Annotated in this window: 12 protein-coding genes and 4 pseudogenes; 5 read left to right on the top strand and 11 right to left on the bottom strand. The window is 39.6% G+C overall.

Going from position 1 to position 26873, the window contains the following annotated elements; translation table 11 throughout:
- The first annotated feature begins 93 nt into the window (after positions 1–93).
- The 3 genes and pseudogenes from OVN21_RS02280 to OVN21_RS11115 all read left to right on the top strand — a co-directional run bounded on the left by OVN21_RS02280 (position 94) and on the right by OVN21_RS11115 (position 7277).
- Complete coding sequence (locus tag OVN21_RS02280) at positions 94–2595, top strand: lanthionine synthetase LanC family protein (protein WP_267247099.1); 2502 nt, start codon at positions 94–96, stop codon at positions 2593–2595.
- Between the two features lies 1 nt (position 2596).
- On the top strand, positions 2597–3835 hold the full coding sequence (locus OVN21_RS02275; RefSeq protein ID WP_267247098.1) for a hypothetical protein: 1239 nt from the start codon (positions 2597–2599) through the stop codon (positions 3833–3835).
- Positions 3836–4128: 293 nt separating this feature from the next.
- Positions 4129–7277: pseudogene (locus OVN21_RS11115) on the top strand (SNF2-related protein).
- Between the two features lie 233 nt (positions 7278–7510).
- On the opposite strand, the pseudogene OVN21_RS02255 reads toward OVN21_RS11115, so the two are convergent.
- Positions 7511–9568: pseudogene (locus tag OVN21_RS02255) on the bottom strand (HAD-IC family P-type ATPase).
- Positions 9569–9698: 130 nt separating this feature from the next.
- On the opposite strand from OVN21_RS02255, the gene OVN21_RS02245 reads away from it, so the two are divergent.
- Positions 9699–10448, top strand: a complete 750-nt coding sequence (locus OVN21_RS02245; protein WP_267247095.1) for a lysophospholipid acyltransferase family protein — start codon at positions 9699–9701, stop codon at positions 10446–10448.
- Positions 10449–10475: 27 nt separating this feature from the next.
- On the opposite strand, the gene OVN21_RS02240 is transcribed toward OVN21_RS02245, so the two are convergent.
- From OVN21_RS02240 to OVN21_RS02205, 8 genes and pseudogenes are all read right to left on the bottom strand, one after another.
- Complete coding sequence (locus OVN21_RS02240) at positions 10476–11141, bottom strand: alpha/beta hydrolase-fold protein (RefSeq protein ID WP_267247094.1); 666 nt, start codon at positions 11139–11141, stop codon at positions 10476–10478.
- Positions 11122–12117: pseudogene (locus OVN21_RS02235) on the bottom strand (ABC transporter substrate-binding protein). The gene OVN21_RS02240 and the pseudogene OVN21_RS02235 overlap by 20 nt, the downstream one beginning before the upstream one ends.
- Before the next feature lie 19 nt (positions 12118–12136).
- Positions 12137–12891: pseudogene (locus OVN21_RS02230) on the bottom strand (ABC transporter ATP-binding protein).
- Position 12892: 1 nt separating this feature from the next.
- Entirely contained in the window at positions 12893–13900 is a 1008-nt protein-coding gene (locus OVN21_RS02225) for a FecCD family ABC transporter permease (protein ID WP_267247093.1), read from the bottom strand.
- A 300-nt stretch (positions 13901–14200) separates the two neighbouring features.
- Entirely contained in the window at positions 14201–14821 is a 621-nt protein-coding gene (locus tag OVN21_RS02220) for a CadD family cadmium resistance transporter (RefSeq protein WP_267247092.1), read from the bottom strand.
- Between the two features lie 988 nt (positions 14822–15809).
- A complete protein-coding gene (gene rpsO / locus OVN21_RS02215) occupies positions 15810–16079 on the bottom strand; it encodes a 30S ribosomal protein S15 (RefSeq protein ID WP_001018251.1) in 270 nt (89 codons plus the stop codon).
- A gap of 144 nt (positions 16080–16223) precedes the next feature.
- Complete coding sequence (locus OVN21_RS02210; RefSeq protein ID WP_267247293.1) at positions 16224–18929, bottom strand: FtsX-like permease family protein; 2706 nt, start codon at positions 18927–18929, stop codon at positions 16224–16226.
- The gene (locus OVN21_RS02205; protein ID WP_267247091.1) at positions 18925–19626 is read right to left on the bottom strand and encodes an ABC transporter ATP-binding protein; all 702 of its coding nucleotides are present in this window, start codon (positions 19624–19626) and stop codon (positions 18925–18927) included. The genes OVN21_RS02210 and OVN21_RS02205 overlap by 5 nt, the downstream gene beginning before the upstream one ends.
- A 140-nt stretch (positions 19627–19766) precedes the next feature.
- Here OVN21_RS02205 and OVN21_RS02200 point away from each other — a divergent pair, with 140 nt between their 5' ends.
- Positions 19767–20339, top strand: a complete 573-nt coding sequence (locus OVN21_RS02200) for a TetR/AcrR family transcriptional regulator (RefSeq protein WP_267247090.1) — start codon at positions 19767–19769, stop codon at positions 20337–20339.
- Between the two features lie 123 nt (positions 20340–20462).
- Here OVN21_RS02200 and OVN21_RS02195 read toward each other — a convergent pair whose 3' ends face one another.
- Complete coding sequence (locus tag OVN21_RS02195) at positions 20463–21155, bottom strand: phosphoglycerate mutase (protein WP_267247089.1); 693 nt, start codon at positions 21153–21155, stop codon at positions 20463–20465.
- 152 nt (positions 21156–21307) lie between these two features.
- On the bottom strand, positions 21308–26701 hold the full coding sequence (locus OVN21_RS02190) for a ZmpA/ZmpB/ZmpC family metallo-endopeptidase (protein ID WP_267247088.1): 5394 nt from the start codon (positions 26699–26701) through the stop codon (positions 21308–21310).
- Positions 26702–26873: the final 172 nt, after the last annotated feature.

The raw sequence follows: 26873 nt of genomic DNA, 5'->3' as shown, positions 1-26873 counted from the left end.
GTCACTAGTTATGCTTTGTATAAAATAGGTTTCTTTACTTACAGAATAGGCTAGTGCTGTGTCTCTAGCCTATTTTAATGATAGGAGTTTGTTATGGATTTATTAGAGAAAGAATGTTTAAAATGTGATAAAAATTTCCAACAGGGTGATATTTGGAATTACTATTATTTATCAGATAAGGTACCTGCACAAGGGTGGAAAATACACATAAGCTCCCAAATAAAAGACGCTGTAACTATTTTTAAGATTGTGTATAAACTATCCCAACTAAATAATTGTAGCTTTAAAGTTGTTAAAAATTTAGAGGAATTAAAAAAAATTAATTCCCCTAGGGAAATGAGCCCTACTGCAAACAAATTTATAACTCTATATCCTAAGTCAGAATCTGAAGCTAAGAGTATGATTTGTAATCTTACGAATAAACTGTCAGAATTTAAGGCTCCAAAAATACTATCTGATTTTCAATGCGGACTGCATTCTCCAGTTCATTATAGATATGGGGCTTTTTTAAAAAAACAGGCTTATGATGAAAAAAATAAAAAAGTCATCTATTTATTACTAGATGAAAATAGTAATAGCTATGTAGAAGATAAGAGACAAAATTTCCCTAGTCTTCCTAGCTGGAAAATGGATTTATTTTCAGAAGAAGAAAAAAGGATTTATTTTCAAACCACATGTGAAATTTCAAGTAAGGACTCTGCAATAAATAAATACAAAATAGAAAAAATTATTAAGAGATCAAACAAAGGGAATGTTTATCGGGCAATTAGAAAATCGGACGGGCAAAAAGTAATCATCAAGCAGTCAAGACCTTTTGTGAATTATGATGCTGAAGGAGAATGGACAGCTCTTGATGATATAAAAAATGAAGCTCACATGCTAAAAAAATTAGCCGATAAAAGTTATACTACTAATTTAATTGATGAATTTTATATCGTGGATGATTATTTTCTTGTTCAGGAACAAGTTGACGGGTTAAACTTTGAAGAATTTATTCAAGAAACAGAATACTCCTTAAATATTAGAGAAAAATCACTGGACAACATTGTGAATATAGTAAATGATATCCATAAACTGGGATATAAAATTGTAGATATAGCTCCTACAAATTTTATATACACCACAAAAGGTGATATAACATTAATAGACTTGGAGACAATGACTCCTATCAAGGATAAGGTAAGACGAGTTAAAACACCAATGATGGTTAACCCAGATACTGACCTAACTATCAGCTCAGTTCAACAAGATTATTTTAGTTTAGCACTAATTGGATTTTCTTTGTTAACAGGTGATCTTTTATCTTTTTCAAAAGGTGATCAAAAAACAGGATTATCAGCCTTTATAAAAATAGGTCATCTAATAAAAATAGCTAGATTAAACAATAAAATAACTAAACAACAAGAATACTGGCTATACGATTTATTAATGATGAGCCAGGGAGAAAAAATCCAAAAAATAAAGCAATTGAAACAAATTCCAAGTGACATTCTTTTAAATACTCCAGATTTTTCAAGTTATTTTGAAAAATATAATTTTAAAGAGGAGGCTGAGAATATAAAATCATACTTACTGACTAAATCTATGGACAAATCTGGTCGTTTGTTTCCGTCAAATGAATTTGGTGAGTTCGTAAGTCCTGTTTCTTTCCAACATGGTTTTGGAGGAGTTTTATTTTTTATGAATAAATATTATGTTGAGGAAGATGAAGATACCGTTAAAGAATGGCTTACAAAATTAGAAAATTATGAGGCAACTAATTTCTTACATGGCTACTCTCTACTATTTGGAGAAGCAGGTTTGCTATTTGGAATCCTAGATAGGTATGAAAAAACAAAGGAGAGATATTTAATAGACATAAGTAAGAGATTGGTCAAGCATTTAATGCAAGGTTATGGCAATATTGATAGTTTAGATTTTGCTTTAGGGAGGTCTGGTGTTCTACTCAGTTTGATAAAGCATTATACCATTTTTCCTGATAAAAATTTAGGAGAATTTATCAAAAATAAGATAAATGATGTATATAGTTTATTAGAATCTGATAGGGATGAAGATATATATTTTAACAATTTTGCTCACGGACGTTCAGGTGTTGCCTATGTATTAAAAACGTATGCTGATATTTTTGTAGATAGTCGCTATCAAAATCATTTACAAAAATTTTCCGATGGGATATCTGAATTGCTAGAAGAGAGGCTTTCAAGCTTTTCTAAATTAGATAATTTAGGTCTTTCTTGGTGTGAAGGTGTTTCAGGATTAATATTGTATCTTTGTTTGATTGATAAAGAAAGATACTCTGAGATAATCTATAAATCACAACTTGAAATGGTGCGACAATATGAAGCAATGGGAACTAGTTTTTGTCATGGTTTAAGTAGTTTATTGCAAACTGCAATATACAATAAAAATCAAAAAGTTGAACAATTGATAAAAAGAATCTTATTGACTCGTTCTTATCGTAATGATGATAGATTATTACAATTTCAAGGGGAAGATGGAATAAATAGTTATTTTGACTTTGGTGTGGGAAATCTGGGTATTTATTGGACTTTACTGGGTTATACATTTCCATTTGAATTAAGTAAAGGAGATTAATATGCATATTTTTCTTAAAAATCGAGCTTTTCGTCAGCTAACAGTGAATGAGTGGATTTCAAGTTTTGGAGACACTATTTTTTACTTAGCTTTTATCAACTATGTCTCTTCCTATACGTTTGCTCCCTTAGCTATATTTTTGATTAGCCTGTCAGAAACCATTCCACAGATCTTGCAGCTTTTTACTGGGGTTATAGCTGATTTTCAAAATAATCGAATTAGCAAGTATATTTCTATTCTCTTTATCAAGGTTCTTCTTTATTCTGGAGTGACTTTGCTCCTGATAAGTACCGAATTCTCTCTCTTTTCTGTTTTCTTTATTTGCAGCATGAACTTGATTTCAGATACGATTGGTTTTCTTGCAGGATACATGCTGACACCGATTTACATACGGCTGATAAACGATGATGTGACGGAGGCTATGGGTTTTCGGCAGTCCACGAGTTCTATTATACGTTTGGTAGGTAATCTCAGTGGAGGACTATTTTTAGGACTGTTTAGTATTTCCACTCTAGCTTTTATAAATGTTTTAACCTTTTTATTTGCCTTTATGGGGAGTCTCCTTATCCGCAACCGCTTGAAAAAAGAGGAAGAAAAAATCGAAGTTTCCCCCTATGTAGGGATGAGTAACTTTTTCCAACATTTAAAAAAGTCTATGAAATTGTTGGTAACTATGGAAGAAGTTATGGTATTGCTTTGGATTTTATCCATTAGTCAAGCTGTTTTGATGGTGGTAGAGCCTGTCAGTGCGATTCTACTGATTCATCACCCTTTCATGGGTTTGTCAACAGGGCAAAGTCTAGCAATTTTAATAATGATAAGCCTTATTCATGTTATTTTAGGTGGGCTTATGAGTGGAATTATGTCTAAAAAAATTTCTATTCGCCTAAATATTTGTATTTGTCTATTGATGGAAACTCTCATTGTTATAGGTTTCCTACGTGGAAGTTTTTTACTCATTTTACTAGGAAGTGCAGGAGATGCTCTCTCGACAGGAATTTTGAGTCCTCGCTTGCAAGCCATGATTTTTGGAATGATTCCCGAACAGTTAATGGGAACTGTTCAGTCCTCTATCAATGTTATTAATATGCTTATTCCAGCTGTTCTATCCCTTGCTCTCGTATTTCTTGCAACAAGTGCTGGTCTGGAAGTTGTTGCTTTTGCTTTGATGATTTTACTGCTCCTAGCAGCCTATCTAGTTCACCAGATGAAGAACCTACCAAATCAAGAAGAAGGTTAGCTAGAATGTTATGGGTAAGTCAGTTTTCACTTGATATTTGAAATAAAATAAAAAACTAAACAAATTAATCAGGGAATTCAAATCAATTTCTAACAATGTTTTAGAAACCTCGGTGGACTATTCCAGATCCAAGGTGCTATAATTTATTTGCAATTGTAGTCTCCTTGTAATTGATTGTCGATATTACATACAACTATCTTGCAACTACAAATATTTTCAATCCCTATCAAGATGCAATTTATGTAAGATAAGTCTATTCTTTTTCTATAAAGTCTGATAAGATAGAGAAAAGAATGATTAGAACAGAGGTTACTTCAATGGCGGTTCCCGATAGTCTACCTGCTCGTATGAGAATGGATGGACGAACTATTTTCCAACAGATAAAAAACTATTTTGATACTGAAAACAAAGAATATTTTAAGCATCCCAATACCTATAATGGCATCTCCATGTATCTGGAACCCAACATCCTGACCAGTATGGAGCACTTCGATTTGACTGGCTTTCATTGCGAATGTAATGATTTCCAAAATCAGGAAGTCTGTAAACACTGGGTTGCAATGGATCTCTACTTTCGTAGTCTTCCCCCAAGTTATTCAAGAACGCATTGGTAAAGCGAGTCATAAACCAAGTTTTGCCTGCCAACTGATTCCTACCTTGCCATCTGATGAGCTCCAAGATGAACTGGTAGAAGAAAAAGCGGCGGCGCCTTTACTTGCCCTTCACGGACAAGCCGAAATTCAAAATCATAGCCTAGCTTGAACCCTAAAACTACAGGTTGAACAAGCTTCTCGTGCCTATGTTATCAAGGATATAGCCCACTTCATTTTTCTCATTTTTCAACAGGAAGATTACTTTGTTTCACAAAAAATCGGAACAATCAACTTATCATTAGACCAGTTTAATCAGGCGTCCAAAAACCTACTCCTCTATATCAAAAAATATTTCATCGATAGAAATGAACATTCTTATTTCAACTTCGGTTACGATATTAGCCCTAGAGATTGTGGACGCTATTTAGAGGCTCCTGTTAGCTATTTAAACGACCTCGTCCCACTTTTTCAAGCTTTGGATGTCTTCCAATATATAACATCAAAGGCAGAATACCCTCTTATATTCTTAGATGATAATCCCTTTATCCCAGAAGAAGAAATTTTTAAAGTTGTCAAATCTGATAACCATTATAAAATCATCAATACAGCTTATTTTGGTTTCATTATTCAAGAAAAACTTTGGATTCGACACAATCACTTCCACATCATCAAAGAAGAGCACCGTTACTTTTTAGATAAATTAGCTACTTGGATCTACCATTATCAGTCTTATTTTCCTCTTATCTTTTCAAAGGAAAATAAGACTGAACTTATGCAAATCTGTACTATCATCTCAAACTATGTTCCTATCAGTATCCCAGATGAATTACAAATCCATGACTTTATCCCCACCTTTGCCTTCTCCAAGACTAGAAATGAAATTGCTCTCAACATGGTGTGGTCATTTGGAGAAAAGCAAGTCCACTCTAAACAAGAACCCCTATCCCTCCCCTATACTTACCAAGCTAGCAAAGATAGAAAAATCTATCATCAACTGCTTTCTGCTGGTTTCAAAGAGGAATTTCATAGTCTTTCTAAAATCAAAGTCGTTGATTTCTTCCTAAAAGAACTCCCCCGTTTTCGTACTCTGGGTCAAGTTCAACTAGATGAATCGCTTGAAAAACTCTTAGTAGAAGATTCTGCTGTCATTGACATTTTTGACGACGAAGGCTTCCTTTCAGTTCAGTTTGATTTTTCTATGATTTCAGAAGATGAGGTTAAAAAAGCTATTCAAGCTTTATGGAATCAAGAAAGCCACTACCAAACCAAGCAAGGAAAGGTTCTAGTCTTTGACGATGAAAGTCTCAAGGTTGCCCAAAGTCTCCAAGAGCTTCGTGCTAAATTTTCAGACGGAAAAATCAAAATGCACAAATCTCGTGCCTTTAGCCTTTCTGAAACCTTCAAAGACAAGGAACATGTCAATTTTTCTCGTGATTTCAAAAAGATGGCTTATGATCTGACTCACCCTGAAGAATTTGATATCAAGCCTTATGAAGTCAAGGCCAAACTCCGCTCCTATCAAAAAGAAGGAGTCAAGTGGCTGAGTATGCTGGATCATTATCATTTTGGAGGAATCCTGGCGGACGACATGGGACTAGGGAAAACCTTGCAAACCATCACTCTTCTGGAAGCCAACCTTAAACCAGACCAGAAAGCTCTTATCCTAGCTCCAGCCAGCCTTCTTTATAATTGGAAGGAAGAATTCCGAAAATTTGTACCTCACAAATAGGTTGAAGTAGCCTATGGTACAAAAACTGAGCGTATCAAACAAATTGAAAAATCTGCCACTATCACTATTACAAGCTATCCATCTTTTCGATCTGACCTTGAACACTATCAAAAGCAGTCTTACGACTACCTCATCTTAGACGAAGCACAGATGATAAAAAATAGTCAGACCAAAACAGCACAAGCTTTGAGAGAATTTGATGCCAAAACCTGCTATGCCCTATCTGGAACTCCTATTGAAAACCGTCTCAAAGAGATTTGGTCTATTTTCCAGATAGTATTACCAGGACTCCTACCAAGTAAAAAGGAATTTTCAAAATTGTCACCTCAACTCGTTGCTAAACTGATTCAACCTTTTTTCCTACGTAGGAAAAAAGACGAAGTTCTGACAGAATTGTCTGAACTGAGCGAGCTCCTCTACAGCAATGAACTCAGCAGTTCACAAAAAACGCTCTATCTAGCTCAACTCCGACGCATGCAAGAAATGGTTGCAGGAGCCAGCGCTGATGAGATTAAACGTCATAAAATTGAAATCTTAGCAGGACTGACCCGACTTAGACAAATCTGTAATACCCCTGCTCTCTTTTTAGAAGACTACAAAGGAGATAGTGGAAAAATGGACAGCTTATTCGAGCTTCTGGACACTATTCGTGAAAAAGGATCACGACCACTTATCTTTTCACAATTCACCTCTATGCTTGATCTCATTGAGCAAGAACTAGAGAAAAAAGAAATGTCTCACTTTAAAATAACAGGACAAACACCTTCAGATAAACGTCAAGAAATGGTCAATCTCTTCAATCAGGGTGAAAAAGACTGCTTCCTCATTTCCCTAAAAGCAGGTGGAACAGGACTGAATCTAACAGGAGCTGATACCGTCATCCTCTGTGACCTCTGGTGGAATCCAGTAGTCGAGATGCAAGCTATCGGTCGAAGTCACCGCCTTGGCCAGACCAAACAAGTGGATGTCTATCGCCTCATCACCCTTGGAACCATAGAGAAAAAAATCCAAGAACTCCAAGAAAGTACAAAAAGAACTCTTCAACACCGTCCTTGAAGGACAAGAAAACAGAAGCAATCTGAGCGTTGATGATATTAAAGAAATCTTGGGTGTTGAATAAACGAAAATCAAAGAGCAAACTAGGAATCTATCTGCTTTGAAGAGCATTATTTCTTGCGTCAAACTTCAAATAGTCTAACCGCAGACATTTGAATCTGCTACCTCAATCCAAGCCGGGCTTGAGAGTCTCTCTTGGATTCACCGATAGATGCTCGGCACATAGGTCTTACATATCAGATGTACGATAGACTCGTTTTATAAGAAAGACTGCAATCCACAGATTGCAGTCTTTCTTTATTTTCTGGCTTGATAACGACTGGTCAAGATGAAAATCACGGTAAAGAGCAACATCATGACTCCATAGACCAGCAGTGTTTGTCCTGTTAAGATCGAAATTTCAAGGAGTTTTTGAATTCTTGGGAAGAGATCTGTAACTAGGAAGCCTCCTACTGACCAAACAATCAAGAGGACTCGCCAGAGGGTGAATGGCATGCAGGCTCTAAATACGGATAAGAAACCAGGAGACTCCAGGTGATAATAGAGGAGAGTTGAGATTTCTAACTCAGACCAGCCTTGACTACTTCCAAATATTTTCACAAAAAGAACGCTGAACACGACCATAAGAGCACTTGGTAGGGTGCGAAGCATGGACCTTCTGAGGAAATTTGGCTCAACAGGTTTGATATTTCGCTCAAAAGTCAGAACGAATGGTGGGAAACCTTCCACAAACTGGTCAATCATGGTAATCTGGATTGGAATGAAGGGAAAAATTAAGATCCATTCAGACCTACCTAGTAAAGCACTGGCGATACAGATAACTGCGAGCAAGAAAGAATAGATGGTCTTTATCAAGAAAATCGGAGCGATGTGGGCAATGTTATTGACCACGCGACGACCTTCAAAAAGAATCTCAGGAACATCATTAAAGTCAGAGTTCAAGAGAACCAGATTGGCAATCTGACGAGTCGCAGGATCTCCCTCAGCCATCACGATAGAACAATCCGCCTCACGAAGGGCCAGGATATCATTAACTCCATCCCCTGTCATAGCTGTTGTATGCCCCGCTTTTTTCAGTGTTTGAGTGTTTGGATGATGAGTTTTTTTGATGAGGGGAAACACGTCCGAAAATAGCTGTCTCCTCAGTCATAGCAATCAATTCCTCATCCGTGATTTTGTGGAGCAATCTACATAACTATCATAGTCCGCAAAACCAGCCTTCTGGGCAATACTGGACACCGTAACTGGATTGTCACCAGAGATAATCTTGAGTCCCACTTCCTGAGAACGGAGATAGTCCAGCGTCTCTGCTGCTCCCTCCCGAATGGGGCCCAAGATTTCCAGCAAGGCTAGAGCCTGAATATCAGATGGTTTCTGTGGCTTGTGATGGTCTAATTTCTCCTGACTGAGAGCTAAGACCAAGACACGTGAACCTCTCTCCAAGGCCTCTCTGGCTTCAAGGACTTCATTTTCTAGCAACATCTCAGGTGCACCTAAGAAAACTGTTCCCAAACCTTCTAACTCCATGGCTCCCCACTTGCGGTCGCTTGAGAAAGGCAGATTAGAGATCATAGGATAGACTACCTGACCTTGGAAACGCTGGCGAATAGCTTGGGCTGTTGGATTTTTATCCTCACTATGGGCCATATAGCTAGCCAAGATGCTGGCAATAGTCTCTTCACCATAAGTTTCCATCAGCGGAAGGACAGCCTCCACCTGCATCTTTCCTTGAGTGATGGTGCCCGTCTTGTCCAGACAGAGCATATCCACGCGCGCCAAGGTCTCAACAGAATACATCTCCTGCACCAAGACCTTTTTCAAGCCCAACTTAATCACCGCAGTCAAGAGCGAAGTAATGGTCAAAAGGGCAATTCCCTTAGGTAACATCCCCAAAAGGGCTGTCGACGAATTTACAACGGATGACTTAAGAGGCAAGCCTTCCAAAACCAAGGCATCACTGGGAATCTGCTCTCCAGCAGACAGACGAATCACATCTCCTAACACCAATTCTTCAGGATTCAGAGCCACTTCTTAGCCATCACGAATGGTTTTGACCTTTTCCTTGGTCATGAGATTGAGCTTGTCCACCATGTGTTTAGCCCGCAGCTCGGTCACAATCCCAGAAAAAGCGTTAAAGCAGATAACAGCAAAGAAGACCAGATTGCTCCAAGCCTGCACAAAGGCTAGTGCCAAAGCAATGGCAAAGTTCAAAGCGTTAAAAAGGGTAAAGACATTTCGTTTAACGATTTGCCAAGTGCTAGTACTGCCCGAAGCAGTAAAATCATTGACCAAGCCCTTAGCCTGTCTTTCCTTGACTTCTCTTTGGGTTAATCCCATAATCTTATTTTTATCCATAAATTCTATCATATCATTTTTTTAAAGAATTCTAATCTCGTCTAAAACTGTTGGCTGACAACTGAAAAAGTTTGCCAGTAGTCTTTTGATAAGGTATAATAATAAAAGCAATACAATCGAAGGAGATCGCATGTTTTATACTTATTTACGTGGATTGGTTGTCCTGCTCCTCTGGTCCATCAATGGCAATGCCCACTATCATAATACTGATAAAATTCCTAATCAAGATGAAAATTATATTCTGGTTGCACCTCACCGCACCTGGTGGGACCCTGTTTACATGGCCTTTGCGACCAAGCCAAAACAGTTCATCTTTATGGCCAAAAAAGAACTCTTTACCAACCGTATCTTTGGTTGGTGGATTCGTATGTGTGGTGCCTTTCCCATCGACCGTGAAAATCCAAGCGCTTCATCCATCAAATATCCTATCAATGTCCTCAAAAAAAGTGACCGCTCTCTCATCATGTTTCCAAGTGGTAGTCGCCACTCAAACGATGTCAAGGGTGGCGTAGCCTTGATTGCCAAGATGGCCAAGGTTCATATCATGCCTGTTACTTACACAGGTCCCATGACCTTGAAGGGCTTGGTTAGCCGTGAGCGTGTCGATATGAACTTTGGAAATCCAATCGATATCTCAGATATCAGGAAAATGAATGATGAAGGTATTGAAACAGTCGCTAATCGCATTCAAGCAGAATTTCAACGCTTGGACGAAGAAACGAAACAATGGCATAATGATAAAAAACCAAACCCACTCTGGTGGTTTATCCGCATCCCTGCCCTCATCCTTGCGATTATCCTCGCTATCCTAACCATCATCTTTAGCTTTATCGCAAGCTTCATCTGGAATCCAGATAAGAAAAGAGAAAAACTTGGTTAAATAAAAGATTTTCCATTTTTGGGCCAATCAGCTGGAAAAAGCTAGAAATCTATCAGCTACTTGTTCATGGTGTCCATAAGGATCAAAGACAAACTGACCGTTCGGATAGCGTTCCTGAAGACTGGTATGGATCTGCTCAGCATAGACTGGTGCTTGAGCCAAGCGATTGGTATGATGGGCTCCTTCTGTTTGACCATTCTGTAAATACAGCAAACAATCTAGATTTCTCACATTCTCATCCCTGCAATAAGTCGTAAAATCAGGATACCAAAAGGAACCGCAGATAGAGAAGATACAGGAGATCTTATCAAAACGGAAAAGACTGTATACTGCCGCCAAACCACCTAGTGAGTAACCTCCATAAGCAAGGCGATTTTTGTCTAGGCGATAAAGTGACTGCAACTTGTCTAAAAGACCTCCAAATAAATGACCATGATAGGCATTTGCTTGACCGCCAAAATCTGGAGTCCCATCTCTCAGAGCAGATGCCTTCCATGGAGTGTAGTCGTCTAGGCAATTTTTAGAGGTCAAGCCCACTAAAATCACAGATTCTGAAAGGGAAGATAGAAAATCCAAGTTTCCATCATTCAAGAGAATCGCTGGATAGGTTTGATTGGGATCATAAGTCGAAGGAAGGCTGACCTTGACTTGGATCCCTTCCCAATCAAACTCATTATTTATTGATAAAGTCATTGATTTTCTCAAGGGAATCAATCACTGCTGGACCATAGTCCATCAACTCATCGTAAGAAATGGTCATGATTTTTTGATTCTTAATTGCAGGGACATTTTCTAAAACTTCATTTGCCTTCATCAACTCTACTGCGTTGGCATCCAATTTTTTATTGCGGTCGCTGGTCACATAGATAATCAACTCAGGATCCATTGACACGAGATTTTCCAAGGTCAAGCCTGATGTTCCCGTTGCAACGTTGGCATAACCAAGTTGATTCAACAAGCTTTCTTACAAAGCAGACTTGTAAGCACCGAAGGTTTCGTTATTATAAGCAACCATAATCAAAACTTTTTTCTTTTCACCTTGGCTTGTTGGATTTGCTTTCTTAACAGCGTCAATTTTAGCTTGTAATTGGGCTGCGTATTCATTAGCCTTGTCCTGAACATTGAAAATCATTCCAAGATTTTTAACGTCTTCTACAATATTTCCCAAATCTTGCTGAATCGTTGAGAGAGAAGCTTTTTGCGTATAGACTGGGATTTTGTTTTCATTCCAAGTGCTAACTGTCCCCAAGGATTTTTCAGAAAACATCATGTTTCGCCCTATCACAGCGTCTGGCTCATAAGAAAGGACTGTTTTTTTATCCCCAATTTGAGGAATCGTCGCACTCGCGTCCTTGTATTTGTCCGTCACAGCATTATCAGGGTTAAGCATGCCAGCAATTTTATCCTTCAAGCCTAACTCCAATAAGATTTCAGTGGTTGAAACATTGTTGGTGATAACTTTTTCAGGTGCCTTGTCAAAGACTTGTTCGACTTCATTCCCTTTGGCGTCATAGGTTTTGACCGTTAGTGGATAAGTCGTCTCTGTGCTCGCCTTTTGACTTGTTTCTGTGCTAGATTGTGTGGTAGCTTTTTCTGTAGTAGTATTGCCACAAGCTGCCATGGTTAGGGTAGCTACTGTTATGAGTAAAATGCTTAGTGTTTTTTTCATCTTGTTTTCCTTTTCATTCTTATAAATAGTGAATCATGGCTTGCTGGTCCTCGGTCCAAGTCACTTGACTTTGAACTTCGTATACAGTTTGCAATGACTCAGGGGTGATGGTCTCCTTTGGAGTCCCTTGCTAAAGGATTTCTCCCTCTTTCATCAGATAGAGATAATCCGAATAGAGACAAGCAAGTTGAATATCATGTAGGACAGCTAGAACATTGACCTTGAGATTTTTCACAATAGCCAACAAGTCTAGCTGATACTTGATACCCAAGTGATTGGTTGGTTCGTCAAGGAGCAAGAGAGTCGGTTCTTGCGCCAAGGCGCGGGCTAGTAAGACTCGCTGTTTCTCTCCCCCTGACAGAGACGAATAGAGACGAGTTTTCTTCTCAAGCATATCCACCTTGACGAGAGCATCTTGAACGAGGGCATAATCCCTTTCCCTTTCCTTCTGTAAAAAAGAGAGGTGGGGAGTTCTTCCCAGCAAGACGATTTCTTCAACTGTACAATCAAACTGCAATTGGTTAAACTGGGTCACAACTGCCATTTGCTTGGCTGTTTCTTTGAGCGTCCATTGTTCCAGAGGCTTTCCATCTAGGCTTATCAAGACTTTGTCCGCCTTTTCCTGACGATAGAGGAGTTTAAGTAGACTGGTTTTTCCACTTCCATTTGGTCCTAGTATCGTGTGAAATTGATGCCCCTCAACCTTAAGAGAGACTCCTTTGAGGATTTTTTCTCTCCTAGTCCAAAATGGATATCCTGACAAATCAAGTCCATATCAGACCCTCACCTCCCTTCTCCTACCTCCAACAATGTAAATAATAAAGAAGAGAACACCTACCAAGGCTGTGAAAATACCAATAGGAAGCTCTGCGTTTGGAATGATGATACGAGAGAGTACGTCTGCCCAGATGACAAAGAGGGCACCCAGCAAGGTTACAACAGGAAAAAGTCTCTTGTAATTCGTTCCTACTAACCCTCGAGCTAAATGTGGAGTAATCAGACCGACAAATCCAATAATCCCACAGGTTGCCACTAAGACTGCTGTTAGCACAGCCACCATGGTCACATAAAGATACCAATAAAAGCGTAAGGGAATTCCCAAAATTAAAACAGCCTCATCTCCCATCATCATCGCATTGAAAACACGATACTGAGTAGAGAAAAATAGAAAGGCTATTCCTACTACTATAGTTGGTAAGAATAAGTCAGACCAGGTAGTCCCTGCAAGCGAACCCATGGTCCAAAACTTAATGGTCATCACACTGTCCGCATTAGCGCCGACTGAGATAATAAAGTTGGAAAAAGCTAGAAAAAGAGCGTTGACTACCGTTCCCGATAAGATTAGACTAGAAGTCGTCATCCTTCCCTGCATAGAGGCAATGATGAGGACAGCAATTGTTGCCAAAATAGCTCCAAGAAAAGCTCCAAGGCTAATCATCACTTTTAAACCAAGAATGATGCTCAAGGTTGCACCTAGAGTTGCACCCGCGGATATTCCTAAGACATAAGGCTCTGCGATGGGGTTGTTCACTGTAGACTGCATCACGCTACCACACATAGAGAGACCTGCTCCTACTATCAGACCTAACAATACTCGAGGGAATCTCATGTTCCATACAATGGCAAGAGTAGACTTGGAAACCTCTCCTATCTCCAGAGGAAATCCCAACCTGCTCAAAATAATCCGATAGGTATCTCCTAGATTAATCGCAACGGATCCTATAGAAACTGCTAGAAAGAGAGAAATCCCTAAAATACCTAGCAAAATAACTAAAAGTAACACAAATTGCTGGTCTTATCGGCTTCCAGAAAATTTGGAAAGCATGCAAACCTCCTTTGATAGAATCTTAAAAATTCAGAAAATTCTCATAAAAAATATACCATATTTTCAACTGTGTAACAAGCTATGGAAAAAATACAATTAAAATCAGAAAAATTATGGTTGGTTTTTTCCATACAGTGCTAATAATCGTAACCGAAGATTATACTTGAGTATATCGAGGTAAAGTGACAACATAAAAAGCCCTCTAAAATTAGAGAGCTGATTTGAGATTGGGATAAAATCCTAGTGAAACAAAAAAATCTACACGGTCAGAAAAGTCTCTATCGTGCCATTTTCATACATGATGTATAGTCCAAGTAGAATGAATACTAAGGGCACAATGATTCGCTCGTATTTTTCAATTGTCTCGAATATTAAGGGAATAGAGGATAACACCCGACTAATCTCGCATAAGATAATTATGCCGATTACAAACACAAGCAAGGCCACGAGGGTCTGTGACCAATCTAATGAAGCAAAATAAGGTATATAGATACCTAAATTATCTCCGCCAGACGCAATTGTCAGCAATGTAACTGTCCAAAACAGTTGATTTGCCTTGCTTTGTTCTAATCTTTCAATAATTTCTTCCTCTTCTTCCTCTTCTTCCTCACCTTCTCCAATAATTGCAAAGCGAATCCCTAAATAGATAGGGATTAAACCAAGCAATCCAACCATCCATTCTTCAGGCACGAAATTAACGACATAAGCAGCAACTAAACTCACCCCTACAAGTAAGCCTGTGCCTAGATATTGCCCCGCATAAATATGCCATTTTTGTTTATTCTGTGATAGCTGTGCAAATAAAATAAATAAAATAATTAAATAATCGATACTGGTGGAAATATAAACACCAATAGCAGATATGATTGTCTGTCCCATAAAAAACCCTCCTGTATTAGTCAGTAATAAATCAGCAGATTTTAGGAGAGCACAGACACATTAATTTAGCTATCGCTAGTGGGTAATTTCGAACATAGGAAAGCATTTTACTCCTCCTCAAAACGTAGTTACAAAGTAATTTCTAACTGGAATTCGGTGACTACTTCCATGTAAAGTATAACATATTATACTTTACTTCGTAAAGTGTGGGCTCTCCGAGGGGGGTTGCATACAGCTACTCGGCTTTTCAAGCCGAGTAGCTGCGCACCTTTATGGTGTAATTAGCTGATACCATTTGAGGTTTTTGTAGTCTCCAAAATTGTAACCGATAAAACCTCAATGAAAAAGCCCTCTGAAGTCAGAGAGCTGATTTGAACCCAGGCTAAAATCCTAGTGAAAAAGATGAAACTCCTTGCACTCATCGAACACTATGTCCTTTCCCTATTTTCATACGGATTTCTTACGCCCTTAGCATCATGATTCCTGCTGGATAAACCGTTTATAGACTAGGCGACGAGGCAAAGGTTGTACGAAACTTTCAGTGAAACAAAAAAATCTCCCCGAAGGGAGAAGATCTGGTTTATTTTACCTTACAGTGCTAGAAACTGTAACCGAAGATTATATTTGAGTATATCGAGGTAAAGTGACAACATAAAAAGCCCTCTAAAATTAGAGAGCTGATTTGAGATTGGGATAAAATCCTAGTGAAAAAGATGAAACTCCTTGCACTCATCGAACACTATGTCCTTTCCCTATTTTCATACGGATTTCTTACGCCCTTAGCATCATGATTCCTGCTGGATAAACCGTTTATAGACTAGGCGACGAGGCAAAGGTTGTACGAAACTTTCAGTGAAACAAAAAAATCTCCCCGAAGGGAGAAGATCTGGTTTATTTTACCTTACAGTGCTAGGAACCGTAACCGAAGATTATACTTGAGTATATCGAGGTAAGGTGACAACGCAATGTAAGTGGAAAATAAGGCAGATTAGCGACGAAGTCCTAGAGAGTTGATCAACTCACGGTAACGGTTAACATCGTTTTTACGCAAGTATGCAAGCAAGTTACGACGGCGACCGATTTTCTTCATCAATCCACGGTATGTAGCGTGGTCTTTTTTGTGTTGTTTGATGTGTTCGTTAAGGTGGTTGATTTCCCAAGTAAGGACAGCAACTTGAACCTCTACTGAACCTGTATCACCTTCGTGACGTGCATATTGCGCAATGATTTCATTTTTTTTCTCTTTTGAGATTGCCATGATGTTTCTCCTTTTTATTTGGCTTCATCCGAGTGACAGGTTGGCATGCCTGCAACCAAGAAGAAGTTATTTGTCTTTACGACAGTTCTTATTCTACCAAGAAGCAGGGACTTTGTCAACTGATTTACTGTTTAAAAACTTGACTTACTCTACTGATTTCAGGGCTTCGAGCATATCCACTTTTCTTAAGTGGTGATTGACAAAGAGGCCCAGTAAGGCTAAGATTACAGTCACTGCGACGATTGGAAGAGCATAGACTTCCCAGCTGACTCGTGGATAAAAAAGTATGGTGGCAGGTGAAATCATTTGTATCAAAAATTGATGTAAATAGTAGCCTGCTACCAAACCTAGAACAATCCCCACAAGGGATAACACTATGGTCTCGCGGTAGATATAGAGGGTCACTTCTTTATTGTGGAAACCGAGAACCTTGATAGTGGAAAGTTCACGGATACGTTCTGCTACATTGATATTGGTGAGATTGTAGAGAATGACAATGGCTAGTAAAACGGAAACAAGGACAAGGATGGCCATGGTTTTATTGAGCGAACTAGCCACGGATTCAAAGAGATGGATGGCTGTCGCATTTTGGACGACCCCAGAAACAGCAGCTTTTCCCATGAATCTAGCCGCTTCTTTCTCGATATTGGAAGGTGTTGGATCTTTTAATTTTACTAGGTAGGTATTGTCTTGTGGACTAGTGCCGTAGACTTGTTCGTAAGTCGCTCTGTTGAGATAAACAAAGTGTCCAACATAGTTTTCAGAAATAGCCGCGACCTTGATTTCCTTCCCATCAAGCTCCAGCTTATCCCCAACCCTAACACCTACTAGTTGGGCTAATTTTTGACTCACGACCGCTCCATCAGTGACTTGCACCTCTCGCCCATTTTCCTCTAATGTGATAAAAGGCTTGAAGTCTTCTCCACTAGTAACCATCATGGTGATGGTTTGAAGTCCTGCTTTTCCTTTAAAATCTTTTTCAATGGATTTTGAGTAAATCTTTTGAGAAGCATGGATAGATTCAGCTTGCAAGGCATTTTCTAGATCTGCTTTTTCTTGCTCACTGGCACTGCTTTTTTCTGCTACAATCATCTGGTATTGCTGGATTTGTTCAAATTGACGCTCAGAGACTCGTCCTACAGAAGACTGAATGCCAAGACCTGCAAATAAGAGAGCCACCGAGCCGGCAACTCCAAAAATGGTCATCAACATCCGTTGCTTATATCGGAAAATATTTCGCGCCGTGACCTTATGAGTGAAGCTCAGACGACTCCAAATAAAGCTCAAGCGCTCCAGCAAAATCTTTGATCCTTTAACGGGAAGTTTGGGAAGTAAGAGTTGGGCTGCTTCATCGTGTAGTTCCCTTCGTGCAACCAAGTAAGCCGGCAAGACACTGGATACCCAACTCAAGGCTAGGGCAAGGAGGCTATAAGACCAGTAGAAATACTCCTGACTTTTCCCAACGACCATCCCAGCAGTTATAACATCTGAAATCACTCCTGCAAGAAGATAATGTCCTAGAAGCGTTCCTAAAATGGTTCCTACAGTTCCTGCAAGAAAACCATAGAGGACAAACTTGGCAATTATATCTTGATTCCGGTAACCTAGGGCCTTGAAAATACCGGCATTGGTACGTTCTTCATCCACAAAGCGAGTCATTGTTGTAAAGGTCACCATTGCAGCGACCATATAAAGCACCACTGGGAAGATATTCCCGACTGAACGAATGCTTGAAGATGCATTGCTGTACATGAGGTAGCCTTGACCACCTGGCATGGTTTGGCGATTGTATACGTGGTATTTCGGCTCTACCAGTTCATCAAGCTCTTTCTGACGCTGTTCAAGCTGCTCTTTTTCCTTGGCTAGATTACTCTCTGTCTGAGCCAGTTTTTCTTTTTCTGTAGCCAATTCCTCCTTAGCTTTTGTCAATTGCTCCTTGATTTGACTCTTTTGAGGCTCAGGCAAAGCGGTCACTTGTTCTTCTTGGATTTTCAATCGACTTTCAGCCTGTTCTAACTGACTCTTTCCTTTTTGAAGCTTACTTTCAGCTGTTTGAAGCTGCTCTTTTCCATCTTCCAAGCTCTTTTGCCCATTTGCTTTGATACTTGCCAATCTTTTTTGACCATTATCGGCAAGTAAGTCTTGCAATTCTTCCTGGTGTTGGGTTCGTTTTCTCTTATAATCTGATGAAAAAGCATCCAGATTTTTTAAATCATCATAGCTCACACGCGCAATACTGTAGACTTCTGTATCAAACTGACTGGGTAAAATCACTCCATAACCAGCCAAAGTTCCATTTCCACTACTAGCACTTCCTAAATCTTCTTTAGAAAGAATTTCACCCGACTGAACAAATCCAGTAATTGTGAAAGTTTGGGATTTTAGGACGGACTTTTCTTCTTTCTTAGTAAAGGTAATGGTCTGCCCAATCTGATAGCGGTCTTTCCAGAAATCAGCCAAGGCAATTTCCTCATTAGCTTCTGGCAGTCGACCTTCCGTCACTTGGAAGGTTGAAATGCTCTCTGGTTTGGAAGAAAGTCGAACCGCTTCTTCACTATTTTCAACGGTTAGATCTGCCATATAGCCAAACTCAACACTTGCTCCTTGAAGAGTCTTTAGTTCGTCTTGGTCCTCTTTATCCAAGCCATAATCAGCAATCACTGCCAGAGCCAGGGTATTGGCTTTACGGAGATAATCCCCTGCCGTACGTTCCATATTTGGACTGGCTACTTTAAGACCTACTAGGGCCAGGGAACCCAGCATCATCAAGGTCAAGATAGAAACAAAACGCCCCTTAGAAGCAGTTACCGACTGGAGTAAGTCTTTCCGATATGTTTTTTTCATGCTAATACTCCAATGTATCAATATCCTGCGGATGCTCATTGATCGTCATGCTCTTAACCGTAGCATCACGCATATGAATCACACGATCTGCAATAGGAGCTAGCGCGCCATTGTGGGTCACGATAATCACCGTCGCTCCTTTTTGACGAGACATGTCTTGGAGAATCTTCAAGACTTGCTTCCCCGTCTGATAATCCAAGGCACCTGTCGGTTCATCACAAAGGAGGATTTTAGGATTTTTGGCTACTGCCCGTGCGATGGAAACTCGCTGTTGCTCCCCTCCAGAAAGCTGTGCTGGAAAGTTATTCAGGCGATGACCTAGCCCTACATCTTTGAGCACTTGCTCTGGATCTAGGGCATCCGCTACGATTTCTGAGGCCAACTCCACGTTTTCCTTGGCTGTCAGATTAGAGACCAGATTGTAAAATTGAAAAACAAATCCTACATCTTCACGACGATAATTTGTTCGTTGGTGTGAAGTGTAGTTAGCAATATTGGCACCATCAATCCAAATCTCCCCCTCATCATTGGTATCCATACCTCCTAGGAGATTGAGAACGGTTGATTTTCCAGCACCTGAAGCGCCAAGGATAATAACCAGCTCCCCCTTTTCAATTTCAAAATTCACATCACGATTAGCCACAATCTCCGTATCCCCAACCTGGTAACACTTGTAGCTGTGTTTCATTTCAATATAAGCCATATCATTTATCTCCTTTTCAAAGCTCGTTTTCTTAAATCAACAAGGTGTTGATTCTAAATCACTACTATTATATAATTGACTAAGTCAAAAAGCAATAATCAAAAATCAACAAAGTGTTGATTTAAGAAAAAGGAAGAGAAATGGTTCAGAAACGAAAAACTACTACTAAGGAAGACATCAAAGAAGCTTTGATTCAGTTGCTATCAGAGGAGAAATTTGAAAATATATCAATTAGTAAGCTTTGCAAACGGGCAGGAATTAATAGGGGAACTTTCTATCTACACTATGAAGACAAATATCAAATGAATGAGAGTTTTAGAAGTGAGATCATTTCCCAGCTCTACATTTTTTTAGAAAAAGAAAGAGAATCGCCTAGAAAATTTATGTTAGCGAACTTTTATATATTACGTTCTAACAAACGCCTTATCAACGCCTTGTCCCAAAGTCATTACATAGACTTTCGTGATGCAATTCGTGAATTTCTGAGTAACATTATTCTAAGTGAAAATCAAAAAGAAACGACTCATCATTTCTTATCAGAAAACTTCCAAATTCCTCACAAATATGCTTTGGAAATCTTCTTATCAAGTATTGAAGGGATTATTTCTCTTTGGATTGCTGGGGGAGCTCAAGAAGAATCGGAAGAAATCACGGATATAATTTTATCAACCTATAACTACGAATACTGGCGCTACGAATCAAAAGAAGATTAAATCATACAACCCACTACATCATAAGCTATATCCTCTCATTTCATACTTTTTCAATTTGCTAAATCGTCTTTTTTAAACTTAGATACAAAAAAGCCTAGGAATCCTAGGCTTTCTGTTTATAGATTATTTTCCAAGATAGTATTCAGAAACTACGTTCAATTTTTCGTCGAATTCGAATACCAATGGTGGGAAGTTAGGGATTTCTACACCCATAATCTCATCATCTGACAAGTGTTTGATGTGTTTTACAAGGGCACGGATTGAGTTACCGTGAGCTCCTACGAATACGTTTTTACCATCTTTAAGTGCTGGAGCGATTTTATCTTCCCAGAATGGAAGGGCACGTTCCAAAGTCACTTTCAAGTTTTCAGCATCTGGGATAACTGAGTCGTCAAGTGAAGCGTAACGACGGTCGGTGTGAGCTGAGTGCTCATCATCACGGTCCATGTTTGGAGGCAATACATCGTATGAACGACGCCAGATGTGAACTTGCTCATCACCAAATTGTTCAGCAGCTTCAGCTTTGTTTTTACCAGTCAAACCACCGTAGTGACGTTCGTTCAAGCGCCATGATTTTTCAACTGGAACCCACAATTGGTCAGCAGCTTCAAGAGCCAAGTTTGTTGTTTTGATTGCACGTTTCAATACTGAAGTGTAAGCTTGGTCAAATTCGATACCAGCTTCTTTGATCAATTTACCAGCGTCAATCGCTTGTTGTGTCCCTTTTTCAGACAAGTCAACATCAGCCCAACCAGTGAAAAGGTTAGCTTTGTTCCATTCAGACTCACCATGGCGAGCAAAAACCAATTTTACCATTAGATGGATTCTCCTTTAAATTTTCCGAGGTTTCCCCTCGTTTATCTATTCTATTTTACACAATTTTTCACAAAAAAGCTAGTTAAAATCGACAAGTCCTACGAGTCAGAAAGCAAATTGCTCTCATCCTGCCTAGGAACTTCTATAATTCATTACTTTTTATTTGCAAAAATAGAGGTTCTGAAATCGTTTGTTTGGTCAAGATAGGCCTTAAAGATTGCTCTCTTCAACTTATGAACGGCACTGTCAATCTCTGGCTTATAGTCACTCCAACGAGGACCTTCAGCATCCTTCAAAACAGCTTGATCCATCAGTTCTTGCAATTCTTTTACTCTTTGAATGGTCTTGGTGGCATTGCTCATCCATGATTGCGTCGGATCTTTAAAAGTAACTTTATTCAAATGTTCAAACTGATCCACACGCTCTTTATACATGGCTTTCTTAAAGGCAGCCCAAGAAGAATACTTCCCTTCAAATACCTTGTCCAATACAAGTTCATCTGTCACCAATCCGCGTTCTTTACCATAGAGATTGATAGTTTTACCTTTTTGTTTGGCAATTTCTTCGTATTGGTTGGAGATATAAGGTACCATTCCATCCTTAAAGCCTTTGGCAGCCAAAAGTTCGTAAGCGATCCGACGTCCCATAAGGTCCCCTGGCGTGCCTTTCTCACTGCTGAGAGCTGAAAAGATTGGGGCAAAGAGTTTAATCGTATAGTAGCCATTTCGTTCATAGTCACCAGATTGGTACTCGCGAGCAGATAAGATGTTATGGTCAATCAAACTATCAAAACTATTTAGGTTTCGGGCCTCTTCTTCTGTCAATTCTTTGACTACGTTAGTGGCATAGACCTCATTTCCATCTGCTGGATCTTTCACATACTTGTTCTCAATTTTTCTGAGAGCCGCCATTTTCTGGTAAACATTTAGTTTCTTAACGATTGATTGCCCTTCGAGGTATTCCAGCATGTAAATAAGGTCAAACATGTTATGGACATAGTTCTGAAGATCTGTTGCGTTTTGGAATCTCTCTGTCGGATCCAAGACTTGCAGACGGGTGTCCTCTGTACTATCTGATTCTGAGTGTTTCAAGATAGAATTGATGGTAATGGTTGCGTCACTTGGTTGGTCAGGGGCTTGCAATAAGCCTTTTGCGAAGAACTCTGGTCCCAAGCCACTTCTTCGACCATAGCCACCAAGGTAAATATCCTGATCTGAATCATGGGTCATCTCATGGGTATATGTAATGGCTCCATCCTTGTCTAGCATACGGTAAGACATGTAGTAGACGCCATCCCCTGTTGCGTAGGCTCCATGCTGGTTGTGTACTACCTTATTGCCAACTGGACCAAAGAAGTTCTTCATGGCTGGATTGGAACTATCAAACTTAGCCTCCACTGTAGCTTTTCCAGAGGTTGTATCATCACCAAACTTATAAGCATCATAAAGGAGAATTGTACGATAGAGTTTTTCACGTGATTGTTCATCTAAAATGCGATACCAATAATCGTAGTGATCTCGCTGGCGTTTGGCTGTTTCACGCGTATTTTCTTCAACAAAGTCATTGAGATTCTTGCCTGCTTTATGGTCACTATTGCGGTAGCGATCATAGGCTCCAAATCCTAGACTAGACATGGTCGAGATGACAAAGACTGATCTTTCTGGCAAGGTTAGGAGAGGCAAGAGCATATTGCGGTATTTCCATGTGGCACTCGTGATGCGATCATAAACACCGATAGAATACTTGGTGCCAGCTAGTCCCTGCTTAGTTTTGACTTCTTTAATATTAGATTTTTCTTCAACGATGTAAGCCTTAGTCTCTGATTTAAACCAGTCATTGTTGCTTTTCTCTGGTAGAAAGACTTTTCGGTAATGTTCTAGCGTACTAAACAAATCTGTCGTTCCATGATTGTTGGCAAGACTGATACCATAAGTATCGACATTATTCTTAGCTAGAAGATTGTTAAAGCCAGATTTACCTAACTCGATTAGAGTATCTAGTGGCGAAGCATTTCCCTTACCAAAGAAGTCTGAACGATACATAACCAGGTCTTTGACATTCACCTGACCATAGCTGAAGTTATACCAACGTTCCAGATAGGTCAAGCCAAGTAGCAAGGCTTCCTTATTGCGCTTGATTTTATCTACAAGATAGCCCTTGGTAACTTGGTTGTCACCAGCCAGTCCAGCATCCGCTGACAAGAGTTTTTTCAAACTATCTTCCAAATGTTCCTTGGTTTTGGCGAACTGGTCTTCTAGATAGAGCTCCGTTTGCTTGACGTTTGGAGAAATACCGAGTGTCTTTCTGATGGCTTCTGAATGGTAGTCAACCTTTTGTAAGTCAGGTAAGACTTGCTTGATGATAGGGCTTTGGCCATACAAGAATTGGTTTGGCGTATAGAGAAGCCCCGTATTTCCTAGACTATATTCTGCTAATTTGGCAAAATCAGCTTGGTACTTGAGATCAAGCTTCTCAGATGAATGATCCTTGTAGTGAAGTAAGAGTTTGTTTGCAGTCTGTTTGTTAGAAACAATGTCTGTGATGACTTGGTTATCCTTCATCATGACTGCTGACAAGAGTTCTTTTTGATATAAAAGACTGTTCTTATTGACCAAGTTTCCGTATTTGACGATGGTTGCCTTGTTGTAGAAAGGTAGCAATTTTTCAATGTTCTTATAAACCAAGTCGCGCTTAGCTTGATAATGAGCCACCTTAGAAAAATCACTGTCTTTTTTGCCACTTGTTGAGAGGGATTCCACTGTTGGTAGAGTGAGAGGATTGATGGCTGCTTTTTTGCTTTCGATTTGGGAAGCATCTAGCATTGTTCCTCTTTCTTCAAAGGATTCCTTGCTGACGACCTCATCCTTGACCAAGGTTACATTGTAGACTCTGTTCGCCTTACTGCTGAATGTGTCCTTCACCTTCATTCCATTATAGTGGTAACCGGTAATAGCATTTCCGTTGGTTACATTGACATCGCTGAGAACATTGGTCAAGCTTCCAGCATGCTTTTCATCTCCAGAAGTTCGATCCCACAAATTGCCTGCTACTCCCGCGACTCTACCAAAGTGCTTGACATTGTTAATGTCACCCTCAGCATAACTATCATGGATTTGTGCATCCTGATCTACTAGACCTGCAAGACCACCCACAGTCTGATCTGAACTATTTGTGTTGGATGAAATGGCTACTGTCGCTTTTGACTTCGTCAGCAAAGCCCTGTTTCCTGTCAAATGACCGACCAAACCACCGATATTGTAGGCAGCTGTCGTTTCATAAGTGTTGATAATTCTTCCCTTGAAACTGCTCTCTGTGATGCTTGATTGATCAGCCTTAGCCAGCAAACCACCGATACCACGTTCACCTGCTAGAACACCATCGACGTGAACTTGTTTAATCTTTGTGCCATTCTGGGCTTTATAAGCCAGTGAACCGATATCATCTTTCCCTGAAATAGAGACATTTTTCAGACTCAATTTTTCTACTGTGGCGCCACTCAAGGTTTCAAACAGAGGCTTTTTCAAGTTGTAAATAGCATACTGCTTGCCATCTTTTTCACCGATTAATTGACCTGTAAATGTTTGCTTTATATAAGATCTATCATCTTGCCCTAATTCTACTTCGTTGGCGTTTAAGCTAGCTGCTAGATGATAAGTTCCAGCAGGATTCCGATTTATAGCTTCAACTAGATTACTAAAGGAAGTAAAGTTTGTCGTTTCCTCTGTAGCCTTCTTAGAAAGATAGAAGCTGAAATTGTCAACATATTTATTGTCCTGCTCTTGCTGCAGTCTCTCAGCTTTGGCTGTAATTTTATAAACTGTCTGACCATTTTTTATTTCCTCAGTTATTGAAGCAACTGGTAAATAGACATCTTTAAATGACGAAGATTTAACCTTTACAAAGTAAGTTTCTGAATTACTTGGAACACTATCCAAAGAAATATGTTGTTTGTAAGTACCATCGGTCTGACTATACAACTCCAGATCCGAAACATTTCTTAATTCAAGTGTTTTTTCTGGATCTTTTTCTTGTGGTTTTTCAGATGGGGTTTCCGGTTCTACTTTCTCGATATTGCCAGTATATTCTGGAAGAGGGGCAACTTGTTCGGGTTCAACTATTGCTCCCGATTGGGTGCCTGTATAGGTTGGCTTCTCAGCCGTTGCTGGTTCGACAATTGCTCCAGATTGACTGCCTGTATAGGCTGGTTTTTCAGTTGTTTCTGGTTCTACCAAAGCACCTGACTGGGCACCTCCAACCTCTGGTTCATGCTTTTCTGGTTCAACAATGGCACCAGATTGAATCCCTTTGTACTCTGGCTGTGGGGCAACTTGCTCAGGTTCGACAATAGCACCTGATTGAGTTCCTCTATATTCTGGTTTTTCGGCTGTCTCTGGGGCTACAATAGCTCCCGATTGCTCACCTCTATATTCTGGCAAGGAAGCCTGAGACTCTGGCTCTCCTTTTCTTGCAGAGAATGGTGTTTCACTCGAAGCGACTGCTTTCTTTGTTCCCTTTTCTACTACACGTGGCAAGGCTTCTTCTACTTTAGTTGAGAGAATCTCTCGAGCAATTTCTTGCTTATCAACAGTGAAAATGCGAACAAGTTCAATCTTCTTCCCAGCACGACCTTCTTGTTTGACATGGATGGTTCCCTCTGCTAGTTCTGGATTTTCTTGAACCACTTCAGCAAAGTCTAGTTTGGTTTCAATCTCTTGATCTTTGTATAAGAGCTCTGGTTTGTTCACGCGACCATCTAAGACTTCATCCTGAGGATTCACACTAGCAAGACCTGACGGTTTTTGATTGGACAAATCTCGAGAAGGAATTAATTGCTCTACTGGACGGATTTGAGACGGTTCTTTCTGATTATCTAGTATATTTTGACCAGCCTCCTTGTTCTGGAGATGAGAGTGAACCGTGTCGTCTAGTTTCTGACCTCTAGTAGTAATTTCTTGAAAAATGCCGTTCTTGTCTTGCTTAATATAGCCTAAATAGGTATAACCTGACAGAACTCGTGGCAGAGGCAGACTATCTCCTTGTGATAATTGATATTCTTGATTGTATTGGAGTAAGAGTTGATTTTCAATAGCCTGAACCGAAGAAAGCAAGCCACTCCCCATTCCTGTTATCAAAACAACTTTCAACAGTGCTTTCTTTTTGCCTTTATTTCTCGAAATAGCAAAAATAAGGAGTCCAACCGAAGCGAGGGCTCCACCAGTGAGGACGGTAACCAGATTACTGTGCTCACCGGTATTAGGCAACTGACCTAGTTGGGCTTTCTCATCCATACGGTAGACTAGATAGTAAGTGCTCTCACTATCTTCAGCCACTTTAGGAATATCCTTTACAATCAAGTCTTTTTCTTGCCCACTCAGCTCCGTATCCGTCATATATTTGTAGTGAACAGCTACACTTTCTTGAGCAAATACGCTCCCACTGCTTGCAATGGACACAAAAAATAAGCTCGAGATAGAAGCAGACACAAGACCAATCGCTAACTTTCGTAAGGAAAAACGATGTTGCTTCTCTCCAAAAAACTTTTTCATTCTATATCCTCTCTATTGTTTTATCCATTTCAAAATAGAAGAAGCATTTTGCCTCCTCGCTCAGATAAACTTACAAGAAACAAAAATACTTCTATATCTATTCTGATCTATTTAATCTACAACCGTCATTATACTATAAATTCTCTAACTTGTCCCAAAATAATACCAGCAT

The organism is Streptococcus sp. Marseille-Q5986 (genome assembly GCF_946902915.1).
In the GTDB taxonomy this organism is placed as follows: domain Bacteria; phylum Bacillota; class Bacilli; order Lactobacillales; family Streptococcaceae; genus Streptococcus.
This window is presented reverse-complemented; position numbering and strand designations above follow the sequence as displayed.